The organism is Streptomyces sp. NPDC006385, assembly GCF_040612485.1.
Taxonomy (GTDB): Bacteria; Actinomycetota; Actinomycetes; order Streptomycetales; family Streptomycetaceae; genus Streptomyces.
Genome location: NZ_JBEXQG010000016.1, coordinates 131,111 through 152,911 on the forward strand (window position 1 = coordinate 131,111; position 21,801 = coordinate 152,911).

The window sequence follows — 21,801 nt, forward strand, 5'->3', positions numbered from 1 at the left end:
CTCAGTGGTCAGTACGCGGGGTCACACGCTTCCGTGTTCGCGGGGTCGCAGTCGCCCGAGTCGTCCGGGGTGCATGCAGCGCGCGGTGTGGGAATGCTCGCTGCGAGTTCCGCCCACTTCGGGCCTGTGAGCAGGTCGAGGAGGCGGGTTTCCCGCACGTTGCCCGCCGGGAAGTCGCGCGATAGCACACAGCCGGCGAGGTCGCCGTTCGGCAGGACCGCGGCGCGGCCACGGGTGCACCGCCCGCACATCTCGTCCAGCGTCGGCGCCGCTCCGGGCAGTTTCGCCCGTCCGACCGCGCGCACTCGGTCGGTGTTGATGTGCTTCACGCCCATGGATTCCAGCTCTGCGCGCGCCTCGGTGACGTGCTGGCCCGGCAGGATGTCCACGATCCCGACTCGCACCGTGATTCCTCGGGTGACGGCTTCCCGAATGTTGCACCGGGTGCGGGCATAGCTCCCTTGCCGCCCAGTGATCTTGTCGTGTTCGTCGGGGTCGTTGCTGTAGTAGCTGGTCCCCAGCGTCACGCCATCCCGCTCGAACAACTCCCACCAGTCCGGCGCCACATGGAACAGGTTGGAGTACACCTCCACATGCAGCCCGAGCGAGAGCCCAAGTTCCGTGAACTCCCGCCAGTGCGGGTGAACCGTCGGCTCCCCGCCGATGAGCTGAATGGTTCGGATGCCGAGCGCGGCAGCGTCCATGATGACCGCGCGCCAGTCCGCCGGGGTCATGGAGCCGTGCGTGGCCTGCGGGCTGGACTCGGACAGACAGTGCGTACAGGTGAGCTGGCACTTACCGGTGAGCTCCAGCTCAAGCGACCTGATTCCCACGACCGGGGCGTTGGTGGGGCTCTCCATGATTGCTGTCACGGCTGCACTCTCCTTTGCGTCGTGTCGTGCAGGAGGAAGTGGAACCCGCCCTGGCCGGAGATCAGGGGGGAGGGGGATCATCCGGCCAGAGCAGGGGCTTACGGGGAGTTGGTTCCACTCACGATTGCTGAGGCGATGAATGTGACTGTGGATCCCCAGATCACCAGGAGCAGCACCCCACCCCAGAAGGGGCCGTCGGCGCTGAAGCGCCAGGTTCGTAACCGCCGATGGGTGCCAGTCACGCGGTAGCCGAGTTGCGGAGGCCACTTGGTCATCGCTAGGCCACCTTTCCTGAGGTCGGCGCGGGGACAGCGCGCTGTGTCCGTCGGTCGTTCGGGTGGCCATGGATCATGTGCCTGTGTGCGGCGCGTACGACGTTGCCCGCACCCTGTGGATCGCCCAGGAGCACGGCCGCTCCAAGCACGTCACGCAGCCGTGCGCACATGCCGCAGCGTTCGGGGTCCGCGGGTCCGGGACCAGGTGTCGTCAGGTCAGTCAGCATCGGTTGTCGGGTCCATCCAGTAAGGCCGGCGGAAGTCCGCGCCGCAGTCTTCTTCGAGGTCACGCGCACCGCTCCCAGGTGTGGCCGCCCCGATGCGCATCAGGCAGCCAACAGAGCGCGTCGGACAAGGGAATGCCGCCCAGCGATGGACGTAACGACGCGCAGTAGGCGATGGGCCGCACCGTGATGTCGTCGCCCTCCCACATGACCCACACAGCCCCGTCGAACAGTTTCCGCAAACGCGCGGCGTGTTCACCGTGATCGCGCTTGTCGAGTTCGCATGTCACGGAGACCGGCAACGGCGCCTCGTCCGGCAACCCACCGGCGACCTCCAACGCCGCCGCCCGCATCCCTTCGGGCACGTCCAGCCGCGCGCCACACGTCACCGCGCACACCTTCTCTCGTCGCAGAGTCGGCACTCGGGGACACGGCACGGAGGGAGCACGCCGCGAGGAAACGCGATCACACCCGACGCAGGGTCACGGGTGCCGCCGAGCGCCGTCCACCAGTCACCATCGGTATGCCGCTCAGTCCCCTCAACCGGACTGGAGCCGGGACGGGCACCAGAGCAGGCGCCGAGGGGCCTTTCCGAGGCCGTCATGACTCGGCCACCGTCAGGCACTCAGGGTGCACGTAGGGGCGGCCGGTAGCCATTCCGAACGGCTTCACTCGCCGCACAAGTTCAAGACTCCCGAACGGCTTGTGACACCTGCGGCACTTCTCACCCTTCGGCGCGTACGTCGTGTACTCGCGCTGCTGCGCGTCGGTGCCCGCCCCCGGGCTCAGGCTCGCACTCACACCAATCGCCTCAGTCCGGCTTCAACATCACGTAGCACCTTGGGTGTTGGATCCGTGTAACCGGTACGGGGCACCCACTTGGGGACGCTTCGCCAGAACTCCTGCCTGAGCCACTCCCGCTCCGCCACATCGTCAGTCCGGGGCGGAGCCGTCCCCTGATCGGACACGGCTGCTCCTCTCCGTAGTGCTGCCACTACCAAGCAGGTTCAGCGTTGCCTACACCTGGGAACACTTCAACTTGCCGGAAAGGAACGAAAGGTTGGTGCAACCGCCCTTGAATCGCAAGGAGTTGAACCCCGATGCCTCCCCTCAAGCGGCTTACGGGGCGCGTTTACGCAGTCTGCGAGAAGCTCGCGGCTGGACCCAAGACGACCTTGCCGAACGCATGGAATATTCCAGCGTGCATATTTCAGCGGTTGAAACTGGGCGGAAGTCTCCAACCCTTCGTTTCTCGCGTAGTGCAGACCACGCCTTCGGTATCGAGGGTGCAGACACGTTCGAGCGCCAGTCCCGTGAACTTCGGCAAGGGTCCTTGCTGGAGGGCTTCCCCGAGTACGTCGAGTACGAAGGCCGAGCAGCGGAAATCCGGCTGTTTGAGATCGGGATCATCCCTGGGCTTCTCCAGACACCGGAGTACGCACAGGTACTCGCAGACAGCGCAGTCAAGCGAGGAGCGATCACCATCGAGCAGGCTCACGAGCGGGTGACGCTCGTCGCCGAACGGCAAGCCGCACTCGTCCGCCCAGCTCCACCGCTCGTTTTCGTGATGCTGGATGAAAGCTGCATCCGCCGACCCATCGGAGAACCGGCCGTCATGGATGCTCAGTTGGAGCGTCTGGCCGAGTTCGCCGAGTTACCGAACACCGTGCTCCAGGTCGCCCCGTACGACATGGGGGCGCGTCGCACGCTTAATCTGCCGCTCTACATCCTGACCATGACAGACCGCTCCCTCATGTCATACGCCGAGTCCGCACACCGGGGCCATCTTGAGCGCGAAAGCTCGTTCGTCCTGCCCCTGCTGGCGGCCTACCATCAGCTACAGGCCGAAGCCTGCTCGCAGGCGGCATCTGTGGCCATGATCAATCAGTTGCGAAAGGGCACCCCGTGACGACCGAATCCCCCCGTTGGTTCAAGTCCTCATACAGCGACAACGGCGGCGCCTGCATCGAGGTCGCCGGAAACCTCGCCGCCTCACGCGGCGTGGTCCCCGTCCGTGACTCCAAGAACCCGAGCGGCCCGGTTCTGGACTTCCCCACCAACGCGTTCGCATCCTTCGTGACAGGCGTCAAGACCGGAAAGTTCAGCACCATCTGACCGCCAATCCTGGCACCAGGCGGCCCCCCTCTCACCAGGCCGGAGAGGGGGGCCGCCTTGTTCCCCAGTCAGTTGAGACCGAGTCCGCGATGCCGCTGACCTGCGTCATACCGCTGTCATACGCGATCCTTGACCTTGTATGACACCCGCATGTCGGGGATGGCCCCAGCCGTCTCGTGCCCGTTCTTCCAGGCAAGCTCAAGGATGTTGGCCGCAAGCGTCAAGGCCCACTTGGTGGCATCGCTGTCTGTCATACCGGTCTGCCTGATGATGTCGAGTGCTCGGGTGACACGCCAGTCCCGGCGGACCGACAGCACCTTGGGCGCCCTGTCCGTCATGTGTTCACTCCCCCATGACCGTGGGCACAACATCGCCCAGGTACGTGTGGAGAAGGGAAACGCGGTCAGCTCCCCACTCCGGGGAAGCTTCGATCTGCTCGGCTACCCACGCGTCTATCTCGGCGTCCACTAGCTCATGCTGTGTGAGCATGTGACTACTCCCTGGCAACAGCCCAGGTAGGTACTACCTGGTTGTGTTCCGTTACTGACACCAGTGACAACTGCTGTAACCGACGCTGAGCAGGACCGGTTTGTTGCTCTTACGGGCCTCCTCGAAGGCCTCGGCCGACCACGGCCACCAGTCGACGGGGTTGTCCGCGTGCTGGAGCAGATAGGGGGACGTCTCGTGAGCCAGTCGGTTCGGCATGGGGTCCATCCTGCCGCAGTACCCCGCTCGTCACGCGGCAGGCGTCTCCCAGACGGTGACCTTGAACTTCGCCGTGCCTCGGCCCGCGGGTGCGGCGACGACGCTGAGATAAGCCGTACGGCCCTCGGCCGTCGCAAGGCAGAGACGGCCGCCCCGGGCGGCCTCGCTGTGGTAGGTGCCGCCTTCCGCGACGGCCTCGGCGCACTGGGCTTCGGTCGGCGTGGGGCCGGACGCGGGCAGCACGGCGAGGGTGTTCCCGGAGTCCGGGGAGTACAGGGACGGGGCGGCGCCGGTCGTGCTGACCGTGAGGTCCGTGCTCTTGGCGTCGGTGGCCGTGACGACCGGTGCGGTCGAGTCCAGGTCGACGTACCGCGTGCCGCCGGTGGTCAGGTCGACGTCGAAGGTGACGGGGCCGTAGCGGACCTCGGCCGCCGCCGCGTTCGCTGCGGGCGGGGCGGCGGGCTGCTCCGGGTCGGTGGCCTCCTTCGTGGCGGACGATCGCGCGGGGGTGGTCTCCTGCTCCCCGCTCCGGTCGTCCGACGAGTCCGAGCCGCTCACCATGATCGTGACGATGATTCCGACGACCGGGATGACGATCCCGACGACCCACCAGGCCCAGCGGGGCTGCTGAGGACTCTGCGGCGGCCCGCTCGGCCCGTTGTATGCCCCACTCATGTTCTCCCCCGTCCTTGGCCTTTCGTGTCGGCGATCACGATAGCCACAGCCCCGCTCCCCGCCAATTGACGGACCGCTTGACGCACCGCTCGACGGACCGCGCAAGGTGATCGGAGTCCGCTCGCCCTCCCGGCCCCCTCCCCCGAACGCCCCGTCCGCAGCACACTTGGCCGAGAACGCCGTTGCCGCCGGAGGGGGACGTGACATGCGGGGCAGCCATCGGACGGAGGCCGAACGGCTGTTGGCCCGGGCCGTGGAGGAGGAGGTGCGGCGCTCGGGCGGACGCGTCGACGGGCAGGTGCTGCTGTCGCGGGCGCGCGGGGCGCTGGACTCCATGGCGCGGACGGCGGCCGAGGAGTACGAGGCGTATACGCGCGCGCTGGACGAGGCGGAGGCCGGCCGGCTGACGTTCGGGCAGCGGTTCGCGCGCGAGGGCGGCGGTACGCCGCTGATGGTGGCGGGCGTCGCGGCCGTCGCGGCGATCGTGTCCGACCTGGCGCTCGGCACCGGCGCGGGCACGGCGGTCGGCGCGGGCGTGACCGTCGGTGTCGTGGGCGCGGCGGCGACGGTCGTGAAGGTCGCCGGCACGCATCTGCCCGCCGCGCACCACCGCGCGGGCGCCGTCGGCCAGCCCGGCGGCCCCGAGCAACTGCGGCTGCAGTGGCTGACGGCACTGGAGGTACGCGGTATCCGTCCCTTCCTCGACCAGCAGCGGGTGCTGAGCGCGTCCACCGGCCCGCAGAAGACGGGGCCGCGGCTGAAGGGCGCGGACAAGAGCGCGGCGGCCCGTGGCCGCAGCATGCTGGAGCAGTCGTTCGGACAGCTGCCGGAGCCGGTGGACGCGTTCGCGGGCCGCAGACAGGAGATGGCACGCATCCGGCAGTGGGTGCAGGCGGCGCGGGCGAGTACGCGGACGAGGCCGACGGTCGTCGTCCTGCACGGGGCGCCGGGCAGCGGCCGTACGGCGTTGGCGGTCCGCGCGGCCCACGACCTGAAGGACCAGTTCCGCGGCGCGTGCGTGGTGGACCTGCGCGGCGGCACCGCGGAGGAGCCGCCGCTGTCGACGAGGGACGCGCTGCTGCATCTGCTGAACCGCCTGGGCGCCCCGCGCGAGCAGCTCCTGTTCCGCGAGCGGTCCTCGGCCGACCAGCAGGTCAAGCGGCTGAGCGAGCTCTACCGCCAGCACCTCACCGGCCTCCCCGTCACCGTCGTACTGGACGACGCCTCGGACGCGGAGCAGGTCCGCACCCTCGTGCCGGAGCGTTCCGACAGCCTGGTCCTCGTCACCGCCCGCGAGCCGCTCGACCTGCCCGCGGACCTCGCCGCCCGGGTGCACCACCTCCCGGTGGAGTCGCTGGACGCGGCCGGCGCCGAGGAGCTGCTGAGCGCGGCGGCGCAGGATTCCTCGGGCCCCTACGACGCCGAATCGGCCGACCGGATCCGGGAGTTGTGCGGTGGGTTGCCGCTGGCGCTGCGCATCGCGGGTTCGTCGCTGGGCCCGCGCTCCCCACGCACGCTGGCGACGGATCTGGGCGCGTACGGGCCGGTGGAGCCGATCGAGCGGGTGCTGTGGCTGCGCTACACGGACCAGTCGGAGACGGCCAGGCGCCTGTTGCGCAGGCTCGCGCTGGCGGGCCGGGCCTCGCTGGGCGCGGCAGCGGCGGCATCGCTCCTGGCCACGGACGAGGCGCAGGCGACCCGGCATCTGGTGGCGCTGTCCGAGTCGGGTCTGATCGACCACGTCCGCGGCAGCCGCTACCGCCTGCACGACGTGGTCCGCGCCTTCGCCCACGCCCGTCTCCTCGACGAGGAGGAGCCGTCGGAGCGTACGGCGGCGCAGGAGCGGCTGATCGTGAACTACGCGGAGCTGGCGGACTCGGTCCTGCGCCTGGTCGACGGCAACATGTCGACCCGCTCGGACCGCTTCAGCCCGCACGGCTTCACCTCGCCGGAGGAGGCGCTGCGCTGGCTGGACGACGAGTCGAGCTTCATCACGGCGGCACTGCGGCACGCGCAGGACGTGAACCAGGCGGCGGTCCTGAACCTGCTGGGCGCCCTGTGCGACTACTGCCTGCTGCGCGGCGACCTGTACCGCCTCGGCGAGATCAGCGAGCTGGCGCAGGCCGTGGACCAGGGCCTGCTGGTCCGCTCGGTGCAGTGGCGTACGGGCATCGCGGCCCGGCAGCTCGGCGAGCTGGACAAGGCGCGTACGACCCTGACCTCGGTGGTCGACCTCTACATGGAGGCCCACCACGACGCGGGCGCGGCCCGTGCCCTGTGCTCCCTCGGCATCACCCTGCACCACCAGGGCCACCTGACCGAGGCGGAGGCCAGGCTCCGCGAGGCCCTGGACCTCCAGTCGGCCCCCGCCCTGGCGACGGACCGCGCCTGGACCATGCACGCGCTGGCGGCGGTGCAGCGGGACCGCGGCCGGATCCGCGAGGCCCTGGACCTGCTGACCGACTCCCTCGCCCTGCACCGCGCCGGGGAGTCGATCCACGGCGCGGCCTGGGCCCACTTCCAGCTCGGACAGCTGGCGCTGCGCATGGGCGAGGTGGCGCGCGCGGAGTCGGAACTGCGCACGGCACTCGATCTGTACGGGCGTACCCGCGACACCCGGGGCGAGGCCTGGGCGCTCACCCAGCTCTCCCGTGCCCGCCTGGTCGCCGGCGACCCGTCCCCGGCGATCGACGGCCTGCGTCAGGCGGCCTCCCGCCATCGTGACAACGAGGACGCGCGCGGCGAGGCCTGGGCCGTCTACTACCTGGGCCAGGCCCTGGAGGAGACGGGCAACCTGGATCTGGCGGTCCGGGAACTGGAACGGTCACGCACGATGTTCTCCCGGATGCGTGACGTGTACGGCCTGGCCTGCGCCCGCCACCACTCGGCACGGGTGACCCGCGACCAGCGGGCGGCGCAGACGGGGTCGCTGAAGAACTCCGGGTTCGCCAGGCAGTTGCTGATGGACGCGCGGGCCGACTTCCAGCGCGTCCGCGTCGCGCACGGCGAGGCGTGGACGTGTCTGGAGCTCGCGGTGGTGGACGCCGGGAACGCGCGCACGCAGCAGGCGCTGGCGCTGTGCGACGAGGCGGTGACGCTGTTCGCGTCGTACGGGGACCGGCGGGGCGAGGACTGGGCTCGCTTCCTGCGCTGCACGCTGCTGCCGTATGCCGCGCCGGGCGGTGTGGAGGTCGGCACGGCGGTGGCCCAGGAGGAGCTGGCCGAGTTGTCCCGCAGCGGGCATCGGCTGCGGGACACCAAGCTGGACGACTACGTGGAGGCGTACCAGCTCCTGCTGGAACGCGGCGTCGACCTGGAGGACGGATGGCAGGCATGGCGGCTCGGCATGGTGCCGAATCGCCATGCGCGGGAGGTCATGGGCGTGGTGGTGGCGGCCCGGCGGTGACTCGGCTGCCGGGCCCCTGCCCGCCCTGCCCGCCGTCGCCTCAGCCCTGCTGCCGCTTGGCCGACGAGCCGGCCGCGGCGGAGTCCTGGGAGTCCCCGGCGTCCGTCTGCGGCTCCGGGGACTCCTTGAAGTCGACCCTGCTCATATGGCGGTTCATGGACTTCATCAGGCCCCACACCGCCAGGGCCATCACCGCGAAGACGATGAAGCCGAGGACGCCGGGGGTGACCTTGTCCTCGTCCACCTCCTTGGCGAGGGTGGCGAGCTGTGTCATTGCCAGGCTTGCGCTTGCGCTCATGTCAGGCATTGTCGCGGATGCCCGCAAAGAGGTCGTCCTCGGGGAGGGAGGTAGCGACGAGGGACTTCGCCAGCTCGTACTCCTCGGTCGGCCAGACCTCCTTCTGGATCTCCATCGGGACGCGGAACCAGCCGCCGTCGGGGTCGATCTGGGTGGCGTGCGCGATCAGGGCCTTGTCGCGGATCTCGAAGAAGTCGCCGCACGGAACGTGCGTGGTGAGCGTGCGCTGCTTCATGCCGAACTCGTCCCAGCGCTTGAGCCAGTCGCCGTAGGGGGACTCCAGGCCGCGGTCGAGCATCGCCTGGTGCAGGGCCTCGGTGCGGGGGCGGTTGAAGCCCTGGTTGTAGTAGAGCTTGAGCGGCCGGTACGCGGGGCCGTACTCCGCCTCCGGGTACTTCTCGGTGTCCGCCGCGCCCTCGAAGGCCACCATCGAGATCTTGTGGGTCATGATGTGGTCGGGGTGCGGGTAACCGCCGTTCTCGTCGTAGGTGGTGATCACCTGGGGACGGAACGAGCGGATCTGCTTCACCAGCTCACCGGCCGCCTTGTCGACGTCCTCCAGGGCGAAGCAGCCCTCCGGGAGCGGCGGCAGCGGGTCGCCCTCCGGCAGACCGGAGTCGACGAAGCCGAGCCACTCCTGCTTGACGCCGAGGATCTCGCGGGCCTCGTCCATCTCCTTCTTGCGTACCTCGTGGATGTGCTCCTCGATGTACTTGTCGCCCTGCAGCTTGGGATTGAGGATGGAGCCGCGCTCCCCGCCCGTGCAGGTCACGACCAGCACGTCCACCCCCTCGGACACGTACTTCGCCATGGTCGCCGCGCCCTTGCTCGACTCGTCGTCGGGGTGGGCGTGGACGGCCATCAGTCGCAGCTGGTCAGTCAAGACTCAATCCTCGTTAAGTCGGCGCCCGGTGTGAACCGGCGCGATCGGCGGCTTCTATAGTGACCGAATCGGGGGGCGGATAATTCCGGGGTACGGCCCGGAGACCCCTTTTGGGACATCTGTCCCGCCCGGCCGGGAGGACGATCATGAGTACGGCGAGCACGCGGCTGCCCGAGGGCCGCTACGGCCGCTCCTCGGACGCGCGCGCCGACCGCACGCTCAAGGTCGTCGGCGCGGTGCTCGGGGCGGCGCTGCTGGCGCTGGTCGGGTACTTCGGCTACCACTACGTCGGCCAGAACAAGATCAGCGCCGAGGTGATCGGCTTCGACGCGGCGAAGGACTCGGTGAAGGTCCATCTGGAGGTCCGCAAGGACGCCGGTGCCTCCGGCTACTGCACGCTGCGCTCCCAGGCGGAGAACGGCGCCGAGGTCGGCCGGGCCGACTTCCGCTTCGACGGCGACGCGACCCGGATCGACAAGGTCGTCACGCTGCGTACGACGTCCCAGGGGACGACGGCCGAACTCCTCGGCTGCCACGCCGGCTGACCCGGTCGACCGGAACCGACCGAGGCTGGTCGACACCGATCGGCTTCGCCCGGAATACGTAGGCGCTGACCTGCGTTGATGCGATTCTGATGGCTTATGTCCTCCCCCTTCGGCCATTGAATTGTTAGGCTCGTGGTTTCGCCCATCCGTGAGGGAACATCCTTCTGGGTAGGGCGATGCTTTGTATTCCCAGTACCTACGAGGAGCACCTGTGACCCAGACCAGCGAGAACGTCACCTGGCTGACCCAGGAGGCGTACAACCAGCTCAAGGCCGAGCTGGAGTACCTGTCTGGTCCTGCGCGCACGGAGATCGCCGCCAAGATCGCGGCCGCGCGCGAGGAGGGCGACCTGCGCGAGAACGGCGGGTACCACGCGGCCAAGGAGGAGCAGGGCAAGCAGGAGCTCCGTGTGCGCCAGCTGACCCAGCTCCTGGAGAACGCCAAGGTCGGCGAGGCGCCGGCGTCGGCGGACGGTGCGGTGGCACCCGGGATGGTCGTGACGATCGCCTTCGACGGTGACGAGGACGACACCCTCACCTTCCTGCTCGCCTCGCGCGAGTACGCGAGCTCCGACATCGAGACGTACTCGCCGCAGTCCCCGCTGGGCTCCGGCGTGATCGGCCACAAGGTCGGCGAGGACGCCGAGTACGAGCTGCCGAACGGCAAGACGGCCTCGGTGAAGATCCTGAAGGCCGAGCCCTACAGCGGCTGACCCGGACCGTGCGGCGGCCGAGCCCGACCGACACGACATGTCCTTGACGAGCCCCCGGTGCCCATGCGGCGCCGGGGGTTTTCGTCACGCCGTCGCCGAGCGGTACTTCCGTACCGCCAGGGTGCGGAAGACCACGATGATCAGGACCGAGTAGATCAGCGAGGCCCAGACCGGGTGCTGCATGGGCCAGGCGTCCGACACCGACTGTCCCGGGTTTCCGAACAGCACCCGGCAGGCCTGCACGGTCGCGCTGAACGGGTTCCACTCGGCGATGTGCCGCAGCCACGGGGTCATATGACTGGTGTCCACGAACGCGTTCGAGATGAAGGTGACCGGGAAAAGCCAGATCAGCCCGCTGGACGTGGCCGCCTCGGGAGTACGGACGGACATGCCGATCAGGGCGCCGATCCAGGTGAACGCGTACCCGAGCAGAAGCAGCAGCCCGAAGGCCCCCAGCACCCTGCCGACATCGGTGTTTCCGTCGGACCCGATGCGCCAGCCGACCAGCAGGGCGACCACGGCCAGCACGACCAGGGTCAGGGCGGTCTGGACGAGATCGGCGAAGGTGCGCCCGGTGAGCACCGCGCCTCTGGCCATGGGCAGGGAGCGGAAGCGGTCGATGAGGCCCTTGTGCATGTCGTCGGCGATGCCCGCGCCGGAGCTGGCGGTGGCGAACGTGACGGTCTGCGCGAAGATGCCCGCCATCAGGAAGTTCTTGTAGTCGACGGCGCTGGTGCTGCTGCCGATCTGCATGGATCCGCCGAAGACGTAGGTGAACAGCACCACGAACATGATCGGCTGGATGAGCCCGTAGATGATCATCTCGGGGATCCGGGACATCCGGATCAGGTTGCGTTTCGCGACGACCAGCGAGTCCCGGACGGACTGGCTGACCGGGTTCGCGGCCGGCGCCACGCGTACGGAGTCGGTGAGAGCGCTCATTTCTTGACGGCCTCCTTGCCGTTCTCCTCGTCCTTGACCTCGGCCACGTGTCCCGTCAGAGACAGGAACACGTCGTCGAGGGTCGGACGGCGCAGGCCGATGTCGTCGATCTCGATGCCGCGGGTGTCGAGCTCGCGGATGACCTCGGCGAGTAGCTTGGCGCCGCCGGTCACGGGCACGGTGATTTTGCGCATGTGCTCCTCGACCGTCGTGTCACCCTTGCCGAAGCCACGCAGCACCTCCGAGGCGGCCCGGATGTCGTCGCGCTCGTGCACCACGACTTCGACGCGCTCGCCGCCGGTGCGGGCCTTGAGCTGGTCGGAGGTGCCCTTGGCGATGACGCGGCCGTGGTCGACGACCGCGATCTCGTGCGCGAGGTGGTCGGCCTCTTCGAGGTACTGGGTGGTGAGCAGGAGTGTCGTACCGCCCGAGACCAGTCGCTTGATGACCTCCCACAGCAGCTGACGGTTGCGCGGGTCGAGGCCGGTGGTCGGTTCGTCCATGAACATCACGGGCGGTGAGACCACGAGGGCGGCCGCGAGGTCGAGGCGGCGGCGCATGCCGCCGGAGTAGGTCTTGGTGGGGCGGTCGGCGGCGTCGGCGAGGTCGAACTGCTCCAGCAGTTCGCCCGCGCGTGCCTTCGCCGTCTTCGCCTTCATCTGGTAGAGCTGGCCGACCATCTGCAGGTTCTCGCGGCCGGTGAGGTACTCGTCGACCGCCGCGAACTGGCCGGACAGGCCGATGGAACGGCGTACGGCGTCAGGATGCTTGAGGACGTCGATGCCCGCGACGACCGCCGAGCCGCTGTCGGGGCGCAGCAGGGTCGTCAGACAGCGGACGGTCGTCGTCTTGCCCGCGCCGTTCGGCCCGAGCAGGCCGAGGACCGTGCCCTCGGGAACATCGAGGTCGACGCCGTCCAGAGCCCTTACGTCACCGAAGGTCTTCACCAGGCCTTCGGCATAGATGGCGCCTGGCATATGAAACTCCACGTCGTCGGGGAAACTTCGGAAAACCTAGATTTGCACTTTTCGATCCGCTCGTTGCGGGATTGACGAGACACACCATAACGCGATGTATCGCGTCTCTCAACGGGCTTTCCCGAACGAGTGACAAAGGGACGTCGACCTGGGCTTTCGCCCCCCAGCCGCTCAGTCGATGACGGTGTAGCCCGCCTTGCGCAGGGCTTGGCCGACCTCGACACAGTGCGCGGGGCCCTTCGTCTCCAAGTGCAGCTCGACCTCCGCCTCCGCGAGCCCGAGCCGTGGGTCGGTCCGGACATGGCTCACGTCGAGGACGTTAGCGTCCACCACTGACAACACCCCGAGAAGCGTGGCGAGCGCGCCCGGCCGGTCCGTCAGGCGCAGCCGAACGGCCAGGTAGCGGCCCTGCGCGGCCATGCCGTGCCGCAGGACCCGCTGGAGCAGCACCGGGTCGACGTTGCCGCCGGACAGCACCGCCACGACCGGGCCCTCGAAGGCGCCGGGGTCGCTCAGCAGCGCGGCGACCGGGCTCGCCCCGGCCGGCTCGACGACCAGCTTGGCCCGCTCCAGGCACAGCAGCAGGGCCGCGGCCAGCTCGTCCTCGGTGACCGTGCGCACCTCGTCCACCAGGTCGCCGATGATCCGGAACGGCACGTCTCCGGGCCGGCCGACCTTGATGCCGTCGGCCATGGTCGCCGGGTGTTCGACCACGACCGGCCGCCCGGCCGCCAGCGAAGGCGGGTACGCCGCCGCGCCCGCCGCCTGCACGCCGACGATCCGCACGTCCGGCCGCAGTGTCTTCACCGCCATCGCGATGCCCGCCGCGAGCCCTCCCCCGCCGACGCCGACGACGATCGTCCGCACCTCCGGGCACTGCTCCAGGATCTCCAGGCCGACCGTGCCCTGGCCGGCGATGACGTCGGGGTGGTCGAAGGGGTGGATGAACACCGCGCCCGTCTCGGCGGCGTACTCCTGCGCGGCGGCCAGCGTCTCGTCCACCACCTGGCCGTGCAGGCGCACCTCGGCGCCGTAGTCCCGGGTGGCGCTGATCTTCGGCAGCGGGGCACCCTTCGGCATGAAGACCGTCGAACGCACGCCGAGCAGCGACGACGCCAGGGCGACGCCCTGCGCGTGGTTTCCGGCGCTCGCGGCCACGACCCCCGCGGCCCGCTCCTCGGGGAGCAGACCGGCGATCCGGACATAGGCGCCGCGCAGCTTGAACGATCCCGTTCGCTGGAGGTTCTCGCACTTGAAGTGCACCGGCGCCCCCACCAGCTGGGACAGGTGCCTGCTGCCCTCCATCGCCGTCACCCGCGCCACGCCCGTCAGCATCTTCTGGGCGCCCCGCACGTCGTCGAGCGTGACGGAAGGCAAGGAGTCAGCCGTGCTGTAGCTCATGACTCAAGTCTCGCAGTTCACAGGCGCGCGGTTGTGGTGTGACCAAGCACCGAGATGGGTTTGCGCAGCGCCGGTACACCCCGCGTCCGGGCCGCGTACCCTGTCCCCCAACCCAGCACCCCCTTCATGAAGTGAGCCCCCGGCCATGCCCACAACACCTGAAATGTCGATGGACATGACGACCGTCGCTGACAGCGGTCTCCTCGACACGCTGCAGCACGAGGTGGCGGTGTTCGCCCGTCGTGCCGAACAGACCCGGCTCGGTGGGGTGGGGCAGGTACGCAACTCCATGGACCGCGCCGCGTACCTGCTGCTCAATCGCCTCGACAAGGAAGGCCCGATGGGCGTCAAGGCGCTGGCCGCGAGCATGGGGATCGACTCGTCGACGGTCACCCGGCAGGTCGCGCCGCTCGTCGACACGGGGCTCGTCAAGCGGACCTCGCACCCCGAGGACGGACGGGCGGTGGTGCTCCAGCTGTCCCCGCGCGGGCAGTCACGGCTGGAGGAAGTCCGCTCGTCCCGGCGCCAGTTGATGGCCGAGCTGACGCAGGACTGGTCCCAGGAGGAGCGCGAGGCGTTCTGCACGCTCCTCACACGCTTCAACGTCGCGCTCTCCGCGCGGATGGCAGCCCAGGGAATCTCGGGCACGGAGACGCCCACGGCGTCCTGACGGACGGTTCGGGGCCGTTTCGGCTGTCGTGTGCTGCGGGCGGTCCTGTGGTCGTGCGGTCGTGCCTGCGGGCGGTCGGTACGCGGCGCGGGACGGCCGGGTCGGTCGGGCGCCATGCGCGGGAGTGGCAGCCCCCTTATCCCCTGGCCCCTCGTTCCCCTGGTCCCTCGTTCCCTTGGTCCCCCGAGACCCTGGTCCCTTGATCCTTGATCCCTTGGTCCCCTGCCCCCTCGGTCGCTGATCGGGGCGCAAGTCTTGACCTTGGGCCGTCGCTGGCCTCATATGAAACCGGGCCTTCTTCTTCGCGCGATTCGAGCGCGAGCGACGCGCCACGCACGTGGCCGGGGCCCGGTTCCGCAGGGCGTGTTCAGGCGGGAGGGGCGGTGGGACGACGGCGTGCGGTCCAGGACGCCCGCCGGGCCCGGGAGTTCGAGGCGTTCGTCGCGGGCGCGGCGGGGCGGCTGCTGCATGCCGCCACGCTGCTCACCGCGGAGCCGCCGGATGACAACCCGCGCGCGCGGCGCCTGCTGACGCTCTCCCTCGCGCACACGTACGCGTGCTGGGACCGGCTGCGCGGCGAGGACCCGTACGACCGCGCCCGCCAGTACCTGGCCACCCGCTTCTCACGGGCCGCCTGGCACCAGTACGGCGGCCTGGCCGCCCTCGGCCGGTCCCGCCCGCGCCCCGACGGTCCGCTCGCCGGGCTCTCACCGCAGGAGCGCCTCATCCTGGTCCTGCGGCTGTACGAGGGCGTCGCCGAGGAGCAGGTGGCGGCGCTGCTCGGTCTGCCCACGGAGCGCGTCCATGTGGTCTGCGACCGGGCGACGGCGACCCTGCTGCATCCGCGACGGGGGCCCGCACGGGCCGTACTGGGAGCGAAGGCGGTGTCGCCGTGAATCGCAGCCAACGGGAAGCGGCCGCACGGCGGATCATGGAGGGCACGCCGCCGCCGGTGCCGCCGGAGCTGTACGCGGAGGTCGTGCGGCGCGGTGGCCGCATGCTGCGCCGCAGGACGGCCGCCGTACGCCTGATGTGGCTGCTGCTGTTCGCCGCGACGGTGGCGTTCGTGGTGTGGGCGCTGACAGTCCGCCCGTGGGTGGAGCCGCCGTCCGAGACGACTCCACCACTGACGGGCTGGTGAGCCCTTCCTGGGCGGCAGCGCGGGGCCGGGACTAGCCCAGCGCCTGCTGGAGGTCCTCCAGGAGGTCGTCGACGTTCTCGATGCCCACGGAGAGGCGTACGAGGTCGGCGGGGACTTCGAGGGCGGAGCCGGCCGCGGAGGCGTGGGTCATACGGCCCGGATGCTCGATGAGGGACTCCACACCGCCCAGGGACTCGCCGAGCGTGAACACCTTGGCGCGGTCGCAGACCTCGACGGCCGCCTCCTCGCCGCCGCTGACCTGGAAGGAGACCATGCCGCCGAACGTCTTCATCTGCTTGGCGGCGACCTCGTGGCCGGGGTGCTCGGGCAGCCCCGGGTACAGCACGCGCGTCACGCGCGCGTGCCGGCTGAGCATGTCGGCGATCTTCGTGGCGTTCTCGCTGTGCCGGTCCATGCGCACCGAGAGCGTCTTGGTGCCGCGCAGCACCAGCCAGGAGTCGAACGGCCCGGCGACGGCGCCCATCGCGTTCTGGTGGAAGGTCAGTTCCTCGCCGAGGTCCGCGTCGCTGACGATCAGGGCGCCGCCGACGACGTCCGAGTGGCCGCCCATGTACTTGGTCAGGGAGTGCACCACGACGTCCGCGCCGAGGGACAGCGGCTGCTGGAGGTACGGCGTGGCGAAGGTGTTGTCGACGACGAGCTTCGCGCCCGCGTCCCGGGCGATCTGGGCGACGGCCGCGATGTCGGTGATGCCGAGCAGCGGGTTGGAGGGGGTCTCCACCCAGACGACCTTGGTCTTCGGGGTGATGGCGGCCCGTACGGCGGACGGGTCGCTGGTGTCGGCGACCGACCACTCCACGCCCCACCGGGAGACGACCTTGGCGAAGAGGCGGAACGTGCCACCGTAGGCGTCGTTGGGGATGACCACGTGGTCGCCGGGGCTGAGCAGCGTACGCAACAGGCAGTCCTCGGCCGCCAGTCCCGACGCGAACGCGAGGCCGCGACGACCGCCCTCCAGGGCGGCGAGGTTCTCTTCCAGGGCGGTCCTGGTCGGGTTGGCGCTGCGGCTGTACTCGTAGCCGCCGCGCAGGCCGCCGACGCCGTCCTGCTTGTAGGTCGAGACCTGGTAGATCGGCGGGACGACCGCGCCGGTCAGGGGATCGGCGGTGTTGCCCGCGTGGATCGCGAGGGTCTCGAAGTGCTGACTGATGTGCCTGTCGCTCATGGGCACCGAGCGTAGTGCGCGAACGGGGCGGATGCCGGGCGACGGGGTTTCCAGCGGGGTCCGGGACCGGGAGCGGGGACCCGGAGCGGGGACCGGGAGCGGGGAGTTTTCCACAGGCCGGCCGCCCTCGTTGGCCAATTGTCCGCGGCGTCTGGAACGCTGGAGGCATGGAGATTCTCTGGGTCCTGATCGCGCTGCTCATGATCGGCTTTGTGCTGGTGCCGTTCATGAGGCGCAGGCGGGGCATGATCGAGCAGGTCTCGCCGGGCCACCCGGACGCCGCGGACCCGGCGAACTACGGCTTCGCACGGCAGGAGGAGCTGGACGTCCGCATGCCGGGCCCCGACCAGGACCTGCTGGACGTGCTGGACCTGGTGCAGCGCACCCAGGACTACCGCGCCGCCTCGCAGCTGCTGGCCGGCACGGAGGCGGAGGGCGAGCTGCGCTGGCAGCGGGTGCAGGCCTTCGCCGGCGCCGCGTCGCTGGAGTTGCAGCAGCGGCCGGGCGGAGTCAGTGAGGCGCCGGGCGGGCAGTGGCTGCGGGTGTGGCGGACCGAGCAGCCCAAGGACGCGGGCGGGGCGGCCGTGCACGCGGAGTTCCTGGTGCAGCAGGCGTGGCGCACGGCGACACCGGGGACGGACGAGTTCCGGATCATCATGGAGGAGGCGAAGTCGGCGTGTGCCGATGCCGCGCTGCTCGCCCCCGGTGACCCGATCCCGTACATCATCGAGCTGTCGGTGGCCCGTGGGCTGGCCTATACCCGCCCGGAGTTCGAGCAGCTCTGGCTGAAGATCCTGGACCGCGCCCCGGCCCACATGGGCGCGCACCTGGCGGCCCTGCACTACTGGTGCGAGAAGTGGCACGGCTCGCGCGCGCTGGCGTACGACTTCGCGGAAGCGGCGGCGGCCCGCGCGCCTCAGGGCTCCCTGCTCGCCGCCATGCCGCTGTTCGCGGTCTTCGAGCACCTGCCCGAGGTGAACCTGGTCAGCGGCTTCTACCAGAGCGAGGTCGTGACGAAGGCCATCCATGGCGCGCTGTACGCGGTGCACGCCGCCCGCCCCGACGACCCGATGCTGGCGCATGTACGGCACCTGCTCATCTTCTTCCTGGTCCGCGGCGAGCGCTGGGCGGAGGCCATGAACCAGCTGATACACGTCGACGGCCACGTCGGCGCCCTGCCCTGGACCCTGTCCGCCGACCCCGCGGCGGAGTTCGCGGTCTACCGCGCGCTGGCGGTGGCGGGTTACGAGGCGAACGGCGGCAGCCCGGCGACCCTCCCCCACTGAGCCGCACGCCACAACGAGCGGTACGAGGCCGCGATCGGGCAGTTCCGGCCGGCCCAGCGCGGCGCACATGGTGCGGGGACGCGGCGGAATCCGAGGACGCGGCCGTACGTTGAAGGGGGTACCGCCCGGTGGGGTGTGCCCCCGCCGATGTACCGCAGCCGTCGCCCCGGGTCGCGAGGCCCGTGAGGAAGGAACCGTCATGCTCTTCGGTCGTACGCCCGTCCTGCCCACCCCCGAGCAGGCGCTGAAGGGCCGTCCGGAACCGGCCTTCACGGTCCCCGACCGCCACACGGTCCTCGGCAACCCGCTCCTCGGCCCCTACCCCGAGGGCCTGGAGATCGCCGACTTCGGCCTGGGCTGCTTCTGGGGCGCCGAGCGCAAGTTCTGGCAGCTCCCGGCGGGCGTGTGGACGACGCTGGTCGGCTACCAGGGCGGCTACACCGAGAACCCCACCTACGAGGAGGTCTGCTCGGGCCTGACCGGCCACACGGAGGCCGTCCGCGTGGTCTACGACCCGAGCGTGATCTCGTACGAACGCCTCCTGAAGACCTTCTGGGAGTCCCACGACCCCACGCAGGGCTTCCGTCAGGGCAACGACGTCGGCACCCAGTACCGCTCGGCGATCTACACGCACACCCCCGGGCAGGCGAAGACCGCCGAGACCTCCCGCGAGTCCTACCAGAAGGTCCTGACGGGCTCCGGCTACGGCACCGTCACGACGGAGATCCTTCCGGCGGAGGGGCGGACCTTCTATCCGGCCGAGGGCTATCACCAGCAGTACCTTTCGCGCAACATTAACGGGTACTGCGGACTGGGCGGGACCGGGGTTTCTTGCCCGATCGGGGTAGCCCCTGCGGGAGAGTGACCTTCTCACCGCACGTAAAGACGCCCCCGGCCCGAACCGGGGGCGTTTGCGTGTCGAGCGCGGTCCTTCGGTTCAGTCGTCTCGCGTCACTGATCGGCCACGACAAGCCCGTCCGGCGTCGTCCCGACGCGCGCGGGCGACGCCATCAGATGCGCCGCCACCTTTTGCACCACATCGGCGTTCCACGTGCCCATGGCCACCATCGGACGGCCGTCCGGCGCCACACGCGGAGCCAGCCTGACAAGATCCCGCCTCGGAATCCCGATCGCCAGTAGCGCCTGGAACAGCGCCTCGTGCGCGTCAGCAGCGGCCTTCTTGCTGCTCCTGTAGATCTCCATCGGCATCATGAGCGCCACCCCATGCCCCTGTGCGGGTGGTTCCGGATCTCGATGTTGCAGTCCGAGACCTTGGACATGTCGCGCTTCGCGTGTGCTTCCGAACGCTGCTCGCTCAATGCTTGGCACACGTCGCAGTCCGCCGCAGGATTCGGGTCACCGTCGAGCCTCAGCGGAAGTTCAACGGGCGGACCCGGATAGGTGTTGGGCAAGGTCATCCGCTCGCCCCCGCCTGCTGGCACAGCGCGAGGGTTCTGGTTGTAGCTTTGGGCACTGTCGTCAACCCTTTCCGGTTGGTGGCCACGCCCCCGGGCCGGTCGCACGGTCGCGGGGGTTTTCTGACGGTCAGCCGATGAGTGACCGTATGGCCCGTGGGAAGGGGGTGGGGGCACACTTTGTGCCCCCACGTCAGGACGCCAACACGCCTACCTTCACTGCCAGTTCACTTGCCCGCCGACGCTGAGTCGGGTTCTTCGACTCTGCCTCCTCCAAGATGATGCGCCGAGCGTAGCCGTTGTAACGGATGGTCTCCGGCGCGGCCTCATACGCCTTATCAAGGGTGGCAAGTGCAGCTTCGATCTGTCCGTCGAGCTGATATCCGCGTGCCTCTTCGATGCGATGCCGGGCACGCCGGGGGCGGGAGGGGATTGTGGTGGTGTCCGCAGCAGCGGCTTGCCGAACGCTTTCCGTGCCCGCGTGTAGTTCGACTGCGATCGTGACGGCGTGCGCACCCATGACAGCTTTCGAGAACGATGTCACTGGGTGGTAATAGTCAGCGGGCAAGCGATCGGCCATTGCCCGTGCGGTGTCCCAGTATCGCCACGCAGTCCCCGTGTCACCTCGACGAGCAGCCGTGTAGCCGGCCTCGAATTGGAGCGCTCCGAAAATAGCGAGTACGTCGTCAGTCGCGTCGGTCAAGAGGGGTTCCAAGTACCGGAGCGTTTCGAGATTCACCGCGTCTGCCGCATCGAAATGAGCTGCCCCGCTGTCTCGGTGAGCCTGTGTTGCCAGCCATGCCGCAACACCGAGAGTGTGCGGGTCTTCAGACTCCTGTGCGGAGACCATCCCTCGCTCTACGATGCGCCACAACAGCGATGAATCCGGTTGGTAGGCAATGAAGAACTGGCTCAAGCTATAGACCTGGGACAGGACCGCTTGAGCCGTTCGTCGCTCGGCAGCTGAATCGGCTTGCAGTACGGCAAGTTGTGCGTCGCGAATGAGATCAGGCAAGAGAGCCCCGATGACATCCCGGTGATTTGGTGCGGAATGGCGGGCGCTCCACGCACGGGCAAGGCGCTCCCGCAGATGTGCCTGAGGTGGCGCCTCTCGCTGCGTTGTCAGAGGGTACGTATTGATTGCCGAGCGCACCTGGGGAAGACGAGCATGACCGGGACCGGTGAACAAGTGGACGGCCATTGACTGATCACCGGTGAGATCGGAAAGATCTCGGACTCTCAAAGCTTCCGCGATGCGCAACACCACAGGGAGCTTGGGCATTTGGAGCCGCCCGCCTTCGACTTGCTTGACCCAGCTCGGAGACTTCCCGAGTAGGCCAGCCAGGACGCCACGGCTCATGCCGCGACGGGTCCGCAGGATCTGCATGCGCTGGCCAAAGGCAACCGGCTCAGTGAACGGGTCCGGAGTAGCGTCTGGAGACACGGCTTTGCCCCTCTCTACAGCTCGTCACTGTCAGGCTACGGGGGCACCGCTGGCCTCCGTTCTGCATCGACATCAGAACGGTACCCCCGGCTCGTTGCCGGGGAACTGCGATCGTCCTGTCTGAGCGGGCAGTGCCGTACCACCGCAGGTGGGCACGCCGCCGGCCGTAGAGGCTTTTGGGCGGGAGCTGCCATGGGGCGAGTGAACAGGGGGCCTTACGCTGCCCTGCGGATCGGGCAGTCTTTGGGACCTGCCCGCAATAGCCCGATCGGCCCCCTGTTCTTCGAGGCTCGCCCCATGGTGGCTGCCTAAAAGCCTCGTAGGCCGTCGGCCCCAGCCACAGGGGGGGGTGAACCCCGACTGGCCCCCTCGGGACGGTTGCGGGCTGCCTCATGCCGCGAAAGGCGGGCTCTTGGGCTGGCTGGTGCCGGGGGCGTGGCCCGTGGCGGTGGCTGAGCTGCTGGAGGCCGTGAGCCACCGGCCACAGCCCATGGGAGCGGAGTGGGCGAGGTGGGCTGTGCTGGATCTGGTTGCGCATCCGGGCTCGTCCGGTGTGCGCCGGGGCGGCGGCGCCCCGGACCGGACCGGCCGAAGGCCGCATGCCGGGCCGGGGTGCGGCAAGCCGCCCC

At 69.4% G+C, this 21,801-nt stretch carries 23 protein-coding genes and 1 pseudogene; 10 read left to right on the plus strand and 14 right to left on the minus strand.

Translation table 11 applies throughout. The features are described from left to right. Positions 1-8 precede the first annotated feature (8 nt). On the minus strand, positions 9-860 hold the full coding sequence (locus ABZ078_RS15605) for a radical SAM protein (RefSeq protein ID WP_356575508.1): 852 nt from the start codon (positions 858-860) through the stop codon (positions 9-11). 573 nt (positions 861-1,433) lie between these two features. Beyond that, on the minus strand, positions 1,434-1,760 hold the full coding sequence (locus ABZ078_RS15610; RefSeq protein ID WP_356575461.1) for a hypothetical protein: 327 nt from the start codon (positions 1,758-1,760) through the stop codon (positions 1,434-1,436). A 686-nt stretch (positions 1,761-2,446) separates the two neighbouring features. Here ABZ078_RS15610 and ABZ078_RS15615 point away from each other — a divergent pair. Beyond that, on the plus strand, positions 2,447-3,280 hold the full coding sequence (locus ABZ078_RS15615; protein WP_356575510.1) for a Scr1 family TA system antitoxin-like transcriptional regulator: 834 nt from the start codon (positions 2,447-2,449) through the stop codon (positions 3,278-3,280). Beyond that, positions 3,277-3,486: a DUF397 domain-containing protein gene (locus tag ABZ078_RS15620; protein WP_356575463.1), complete on the plus strand. Its 210-nt coding sequence runs from the start codon at positions 3,277-3,279 to the stop codon at positions 3,484-3,486. The genes ABZ078_RS15615 and ABZ078_RS15620 overlap by 4 nt, the downstream gene beginning before the upstream one ends. A gap of 116 nt (positions 3,487-3,602) precedes the next feature. Here the strand turns inward: ABZ078_RS15620 and ABZ078_RS15625 are convergent, their stop codons facing one another. From ABZ078_RS15625 to ABZ078_RS15640, 4 genes and pseudogenes are all read right to left on the minus strand, one after another. Next, a complete protein-coding gene (locus tag ABZ078_RS15625) occupies positions 3,603-3,824 on the minus strand; it encodes a hypothetical protein (protein ID WP_356575465.1) in 222 nt (73 codons plus the stop codon). Positions 3,825-3,828: 4 nt separating this feature from the next. After that, entirely contained in the window at positions 3,829-3,975 is a 147-nt protein-coding gene (locus ABZ078_RS15630) for a hypothetical protein (protein ID WP_356575467.1), read from the minus strand. Between the two features lie 57 nt (positions 3,976-4,032). After that, positions 4,033-4,191, minus strand: a pseudogene (locus ABZ078_RS15635) (DUF255 domain-containing protein); the annotation flags it as partial. A gap of 30 nt (positions 4,192-4,221) precedes the next feature. Beyond that, positions 4,222-4,866 carry a hypothetical protein gene (locus ABZ078_RS15640; RefSeq protein ID WP_356575469.1) on the minus strand — a complete coding sequence of 215 codons (645 nt, stop codon included), beginning with the start codon at positions 4,864-4,866 and terminating at the stop codon, positions 4,222-4,224. Between the two features lie 205 nt (positions 4,867-5,071). Between ABZ078_RS15640 and ABZ078_RS15645 the strand changes: the two genes are divergently transcribed. Next, entirely contained in the window at positions 5,072-8,272 is a 3,201-nt protein-coding gene (locus tag ABZ078_RS15645) for a tetratricopeptide repeat protein (protein ID WP_356575471.1), read from the plus strand. A gap of 40 nt (positions 8,273-8,312) precedes the next feature. Here the strand turns inward: ABZ078_RS15645 and ABZ078_RS15650 are convergent, their stop codons facing one another. Then, complete coding sequence (locus ABZ078_RS15650; protein ID WP_356575473.1) at positions 8,313-8,579, minus strand: hypothetical protein; 267 nt, start codon at positions 8,577-8,579, stop codon at positions 8,313-8,315. Continuing rightward, positions 8,572-9,432: a mycothiol conjugate amidase Mca gene (gene mca, locus ABZ078_RS15655; protein WP_356575512.1), complete on the minus strand. Its 861-nt coding sequence runs from the start codon at positions 9,430-9,432 to the stop codon at positions 8,572-8,574. The genes ABZ078_RS15650 and mca overlap by 8 nt, the downstream gene beginning before the upstream one ends. 167 nt (positions 9,433-9,599) lie before the next feature. On the opposite strand from mca, the gene ABZ078_RS15660 reads away from it, so the two are divergent. Continuing rightward, positions 9,600-9,998: a DUF4307 domain-containing protein gene (locus ABZ078_RS15660; RefSeq protein ID WP_356575475.1), complete on the plus strand. Its 399-nt coding sequence runs from the start codon at positions 9,600-9,602 to the stop codon at positions 9,996-9,998. A 211-nt stretch (positions 9,999-10,209) separates the two neighbouring features. Further along, positions 10,210-10,710 (plus strand): transcription elongation factor GreA, encoded by a 501-nt coding sequence (greA, locus tag ABZ078_RS15665; RefSeq protein WP_356575477.1) that lies wholly within the window; start codon positions 10,210-10,212, stop codon positions 10,708-10,710. A gap of 84 nt (positions 10,711-10,794) precedes the next feature. On the opposite strand, the gene ABZ078_RS15670 is transcribed toward greA, so the two are convergent. From ABZ078_RS15670 to ilvA, 3 genes are all read right to left on the minus strand, one after another. Next, positions 10,795-11,652, minus strand: a complete 858-nt coding sequence (locus tag ABZ078_RS15670; protein ID WP_356575479.1) for an ABC transporter permease — start codon at positions 11,650-11,652, stop codon at positions 10,795-10,797. Then, the gene (locus ABZ078_RS15675; protein WP_356575481.1) at positions 11,649-12,629 is read right to left on the minus strand and encodes an ATP-binding cassette domain-containing protein; all 981 of its coding nucleotides are present in this window, start codon (positions 12,627-12,629) and stop codon (positions 11,649-11,651) included. The genes ABZ078_RS15670 and ABZ078_RS15675 overlap by 4 nt, the downstream gene beginning before the upstream one ends. A 171-nt stretch (positions 12,630-12,800) precedes the next feature. Further along, the gene (ilvA, locus tag ABZ078_RS15680) at positions 12,801-14,030 is read right to left on the minus strand and encodes a threonine ammonia-lyase (RefSeq protein WP_356575483.1); all 1,230 of its coding nucleotides are present in this window, start codon (positions 14,028-14,030) and stop codon (positions 12,801-12,803) included. A 163-nt stretch (positions 14,031-14,193) separates the two neighbouring features. Between ilvA and ABZ078_RS15685 the strand changes: the two genes are divergently transcribed. The 3 genes from ABZ078_RS15685 (at position 14,194) to ABZ078_RS15695 (ending at position 15,841) form a co-directional block, all read left to right on the plus strand. Further along, positions 14,194-14,700: a MarR family transcriptional regulator gene (locus ABZ078_RS15685; RefSeq protein WP_356575485.1), complete on the plus strand. Its 507-nt coding sequence runs from the start codon at positions 14,194-14,196 to the stop codon at positions 14,698-14,700. 383 nt (positions 14,701-15,083) lie between these two features. Continuing rightward, complete coding sequence (locus tag ABZ078_RS15690) at positions 15,084-15,596, plus strand: sigma factor-like helix-turn-helix DNA-binding protein (RefSeq protein WP_356575487.1); 513 nt, start codon at positions 15,084-15,086, stop codon at positions 15,594-15,596. Continuing rightward, on the plus strand, positions 15,593-15,841 hold the full coding sequence (locus tag ABZ078_RS15695) for a hypothetical protein (protein WP_356575489.1): 249 nt from the start codon (positions 15,593-15,595) through the stop codon (positions 15,839-15,841). The genes ABZ078_RS15690 and ABZ078_RS15695 overlap by 4 nt, the downstream gene beginning before the upstream one ends. Positions 15,842-15,872: 31 nt before the next feature. Here ABZ078_RS15695 and ABZ078_RS15700 read toward each other — a convergent pair whose 3' ends face one another. Further along, entirely contained in the window at positions 15,873-17,027 is a 1,155-nt protein-coding gene (locus ABZ078_RS15700) for a cystathionine gamma-synthase (protein ID WP_356575491.1), read from the minus strand. A gap of 167 nt (positions 17,028-17,194) precedes the next feature. Between ABZ078_RS15700 and ABZ078_RS15705 the strand changes: the two genes are divergently transcribed. Together ABZ078_RS15705 and msrA are read left to right on the plus strand one after the other, a co-directional pair. Next, complete coding sequence (locus ABZ078_RS15705) at positions 17,195-18,313, plus strand: hypothetical protein (RefSeq protein ID WP_356575493.1); 1,119 nt, start codon at positions 17,195-17,197, stop codon at positions 18,311-18,313. A gap of 199 nt (positions 18,314-18,512) precedes the next feature. Next, a complete protein-coding gene (gene msrA / locus ABZ078_RS15710; protein WP_356575495.1) occupies positions 18,513-19,178 on the plus strand; it encodes a peptide-methionine (S)-S-oxide reductase MsrA in 666 nt (221 codons plus the stop codon). Positions 19,179-19,264: 86 nt separating this feature from the next. Here msrA and ABZ078_RS15715 read toward each other — a convergent pair whose 3' ends face one another. Further along, a complete protein-coding gene (locus ABZ078_RS15715; RefSeq protein WP_356575497.1) occupies positions 19,265-19,525 on the minus strand; it encodes a hypothetical protein in 261 nt (86 codons plus the stop codon). A 396-nt stretch (positions 19,526-19,921) separates the two neighbouring features. Next, positions 19,922-21,172, minus strand: a complete 1,251-nt coding sequence (locus ABZ078_RS15720) for a helix-turn-helix domain-containing protein (RefSeq protein ID WP_356575499.1) — start codon at positions 21,170-21,172, stop codon at positions 19,922-19,924. Positions 21,173-21,801 lie beyond the last annotated feature (629 nt).

What these genes read in the sequence shown, in the direction of transcription:
- mca (WP_356575512.1), bottom strand. Translation starts at nt 9,432, where the DNA reads ATGGCCGTCCACGCCCACCCCGACGACGAGTCGAGCAAGGGCGCGGCG.
- msrA (WP_356575495.1), top strand. Translation starts at nt 18,513, where the DNA reads ATGCTCTTCGGTCGTACGCCCGTCCTGCCCACCCCCGAGCAGGCGCTG.
- ABZ078_RS15650 (WP_356575473.1), bottom strand. Translation starts at nt 8,579, where the DNA reads ATGCCTGACATGAGCGCAAGCGCAAGCCTGGCAATGACACAGCTCGCC.
- ABZ078_RS15700 (WP_356575491.1), bottom strand. Translation starts at nt 17,027, where the DNA reads ATGAGCGACAGGCACATCAGTCAGCACTTCGAGACCCTCGCGATCCAC.
- ABZ078_RS15630 (WP_356575467.1), bottom strand. Translation starts at nt 3,975, where the DNA reads ATGCTCACACAGCATGAGCTAGTGGACGCCGAGATAGACGCGTGGGTA.
- ABZ078_RS15645 (WP_356575471.1), top strand. Translation starts at nt 5,072, where the DNA reads ATGCGGGGCAGCCATCGGACGGAGGCCGAACGGCTGTTGGCCCGGGCC.
- ABZ078_RS15685 (WP_356575485.1), top strand. Translation starts at nt 14,194, where the DNA reads ATGTCGATGGACATGACGACCGTCGCTGACAGCGGTCTCCTCGACACG.
- ABZ078_RS15660 (WP_356575475.1), top strand. Translation starts at nt 9,600, where the DNA reads ATGAGTACGGCGAGCACGCGGCTGCCCGAGGGCCGCTACGGCCGCTCC.
- ABZ078_RS15705 (WP_356575493.1), top strand. Translation starts at nt 17,195, where the DNA reads ATGGAGATTCTCTGGGTCCTGATCGCGCTGCTCATGATCGGCTTTGTG.
- ilvA (WP_356575483.1), bottom strand. Translation starts at nt 14,030, where the DNA reads ATGAGCTACAGCACGGCTGACTCCTTGCCTTCCGTCACGCTCGACGAC.
- ABZ078_RS15605 (WP_356575508.1), bottom strand. Translation starts at nt 860, where the DNA reads ATGGAGAGCCCCACCAACGCCCCGGTCGTGGGAATCAGGTCGCTTGAG.
- ABZ078_RS15640 (WP_356575469.1), bottom strand. Translation starts at nt 4,866, where the DNA reads ATGAGTGGGGCATACAACGGGCCGAGCGGGCCGCCGCAGAGTCCTCAG.
- ABZ078_RS15625 (WP_356575465.1), bottom strand. Translation starts at nt 3,824, where the DNA reads ATGACGGACAGGGCGCCCAAGGTGCTGTCGGTCCGCCGGGACTGGCGT.
- ABZ078_RS15715 (WP_356575497.1), bottom strand. Translation starts at nt 19,525, where the DNA reads ATGATGCCGATGGAGATCTACAGGAGCAGCAAGAAGGCCGCTGCTGAC.
- ABZ078_RS15670 (WP_356575479.1), bottom strand. Translation starts at nt 11,652, where the DNA reads ATGAGCGCTCTCACCGACTCCGTACGCGTGGCGCCGGCCGCGAACCCG.
- ABZ078_RS15675 (WP_356575481.1), bottom strand. Translation starts at nt 12,629, where the DNA reads ATGCCAGGCGCCATCTATGCCGAAGGCCTGGTGAAGACCTTCGGTGAC.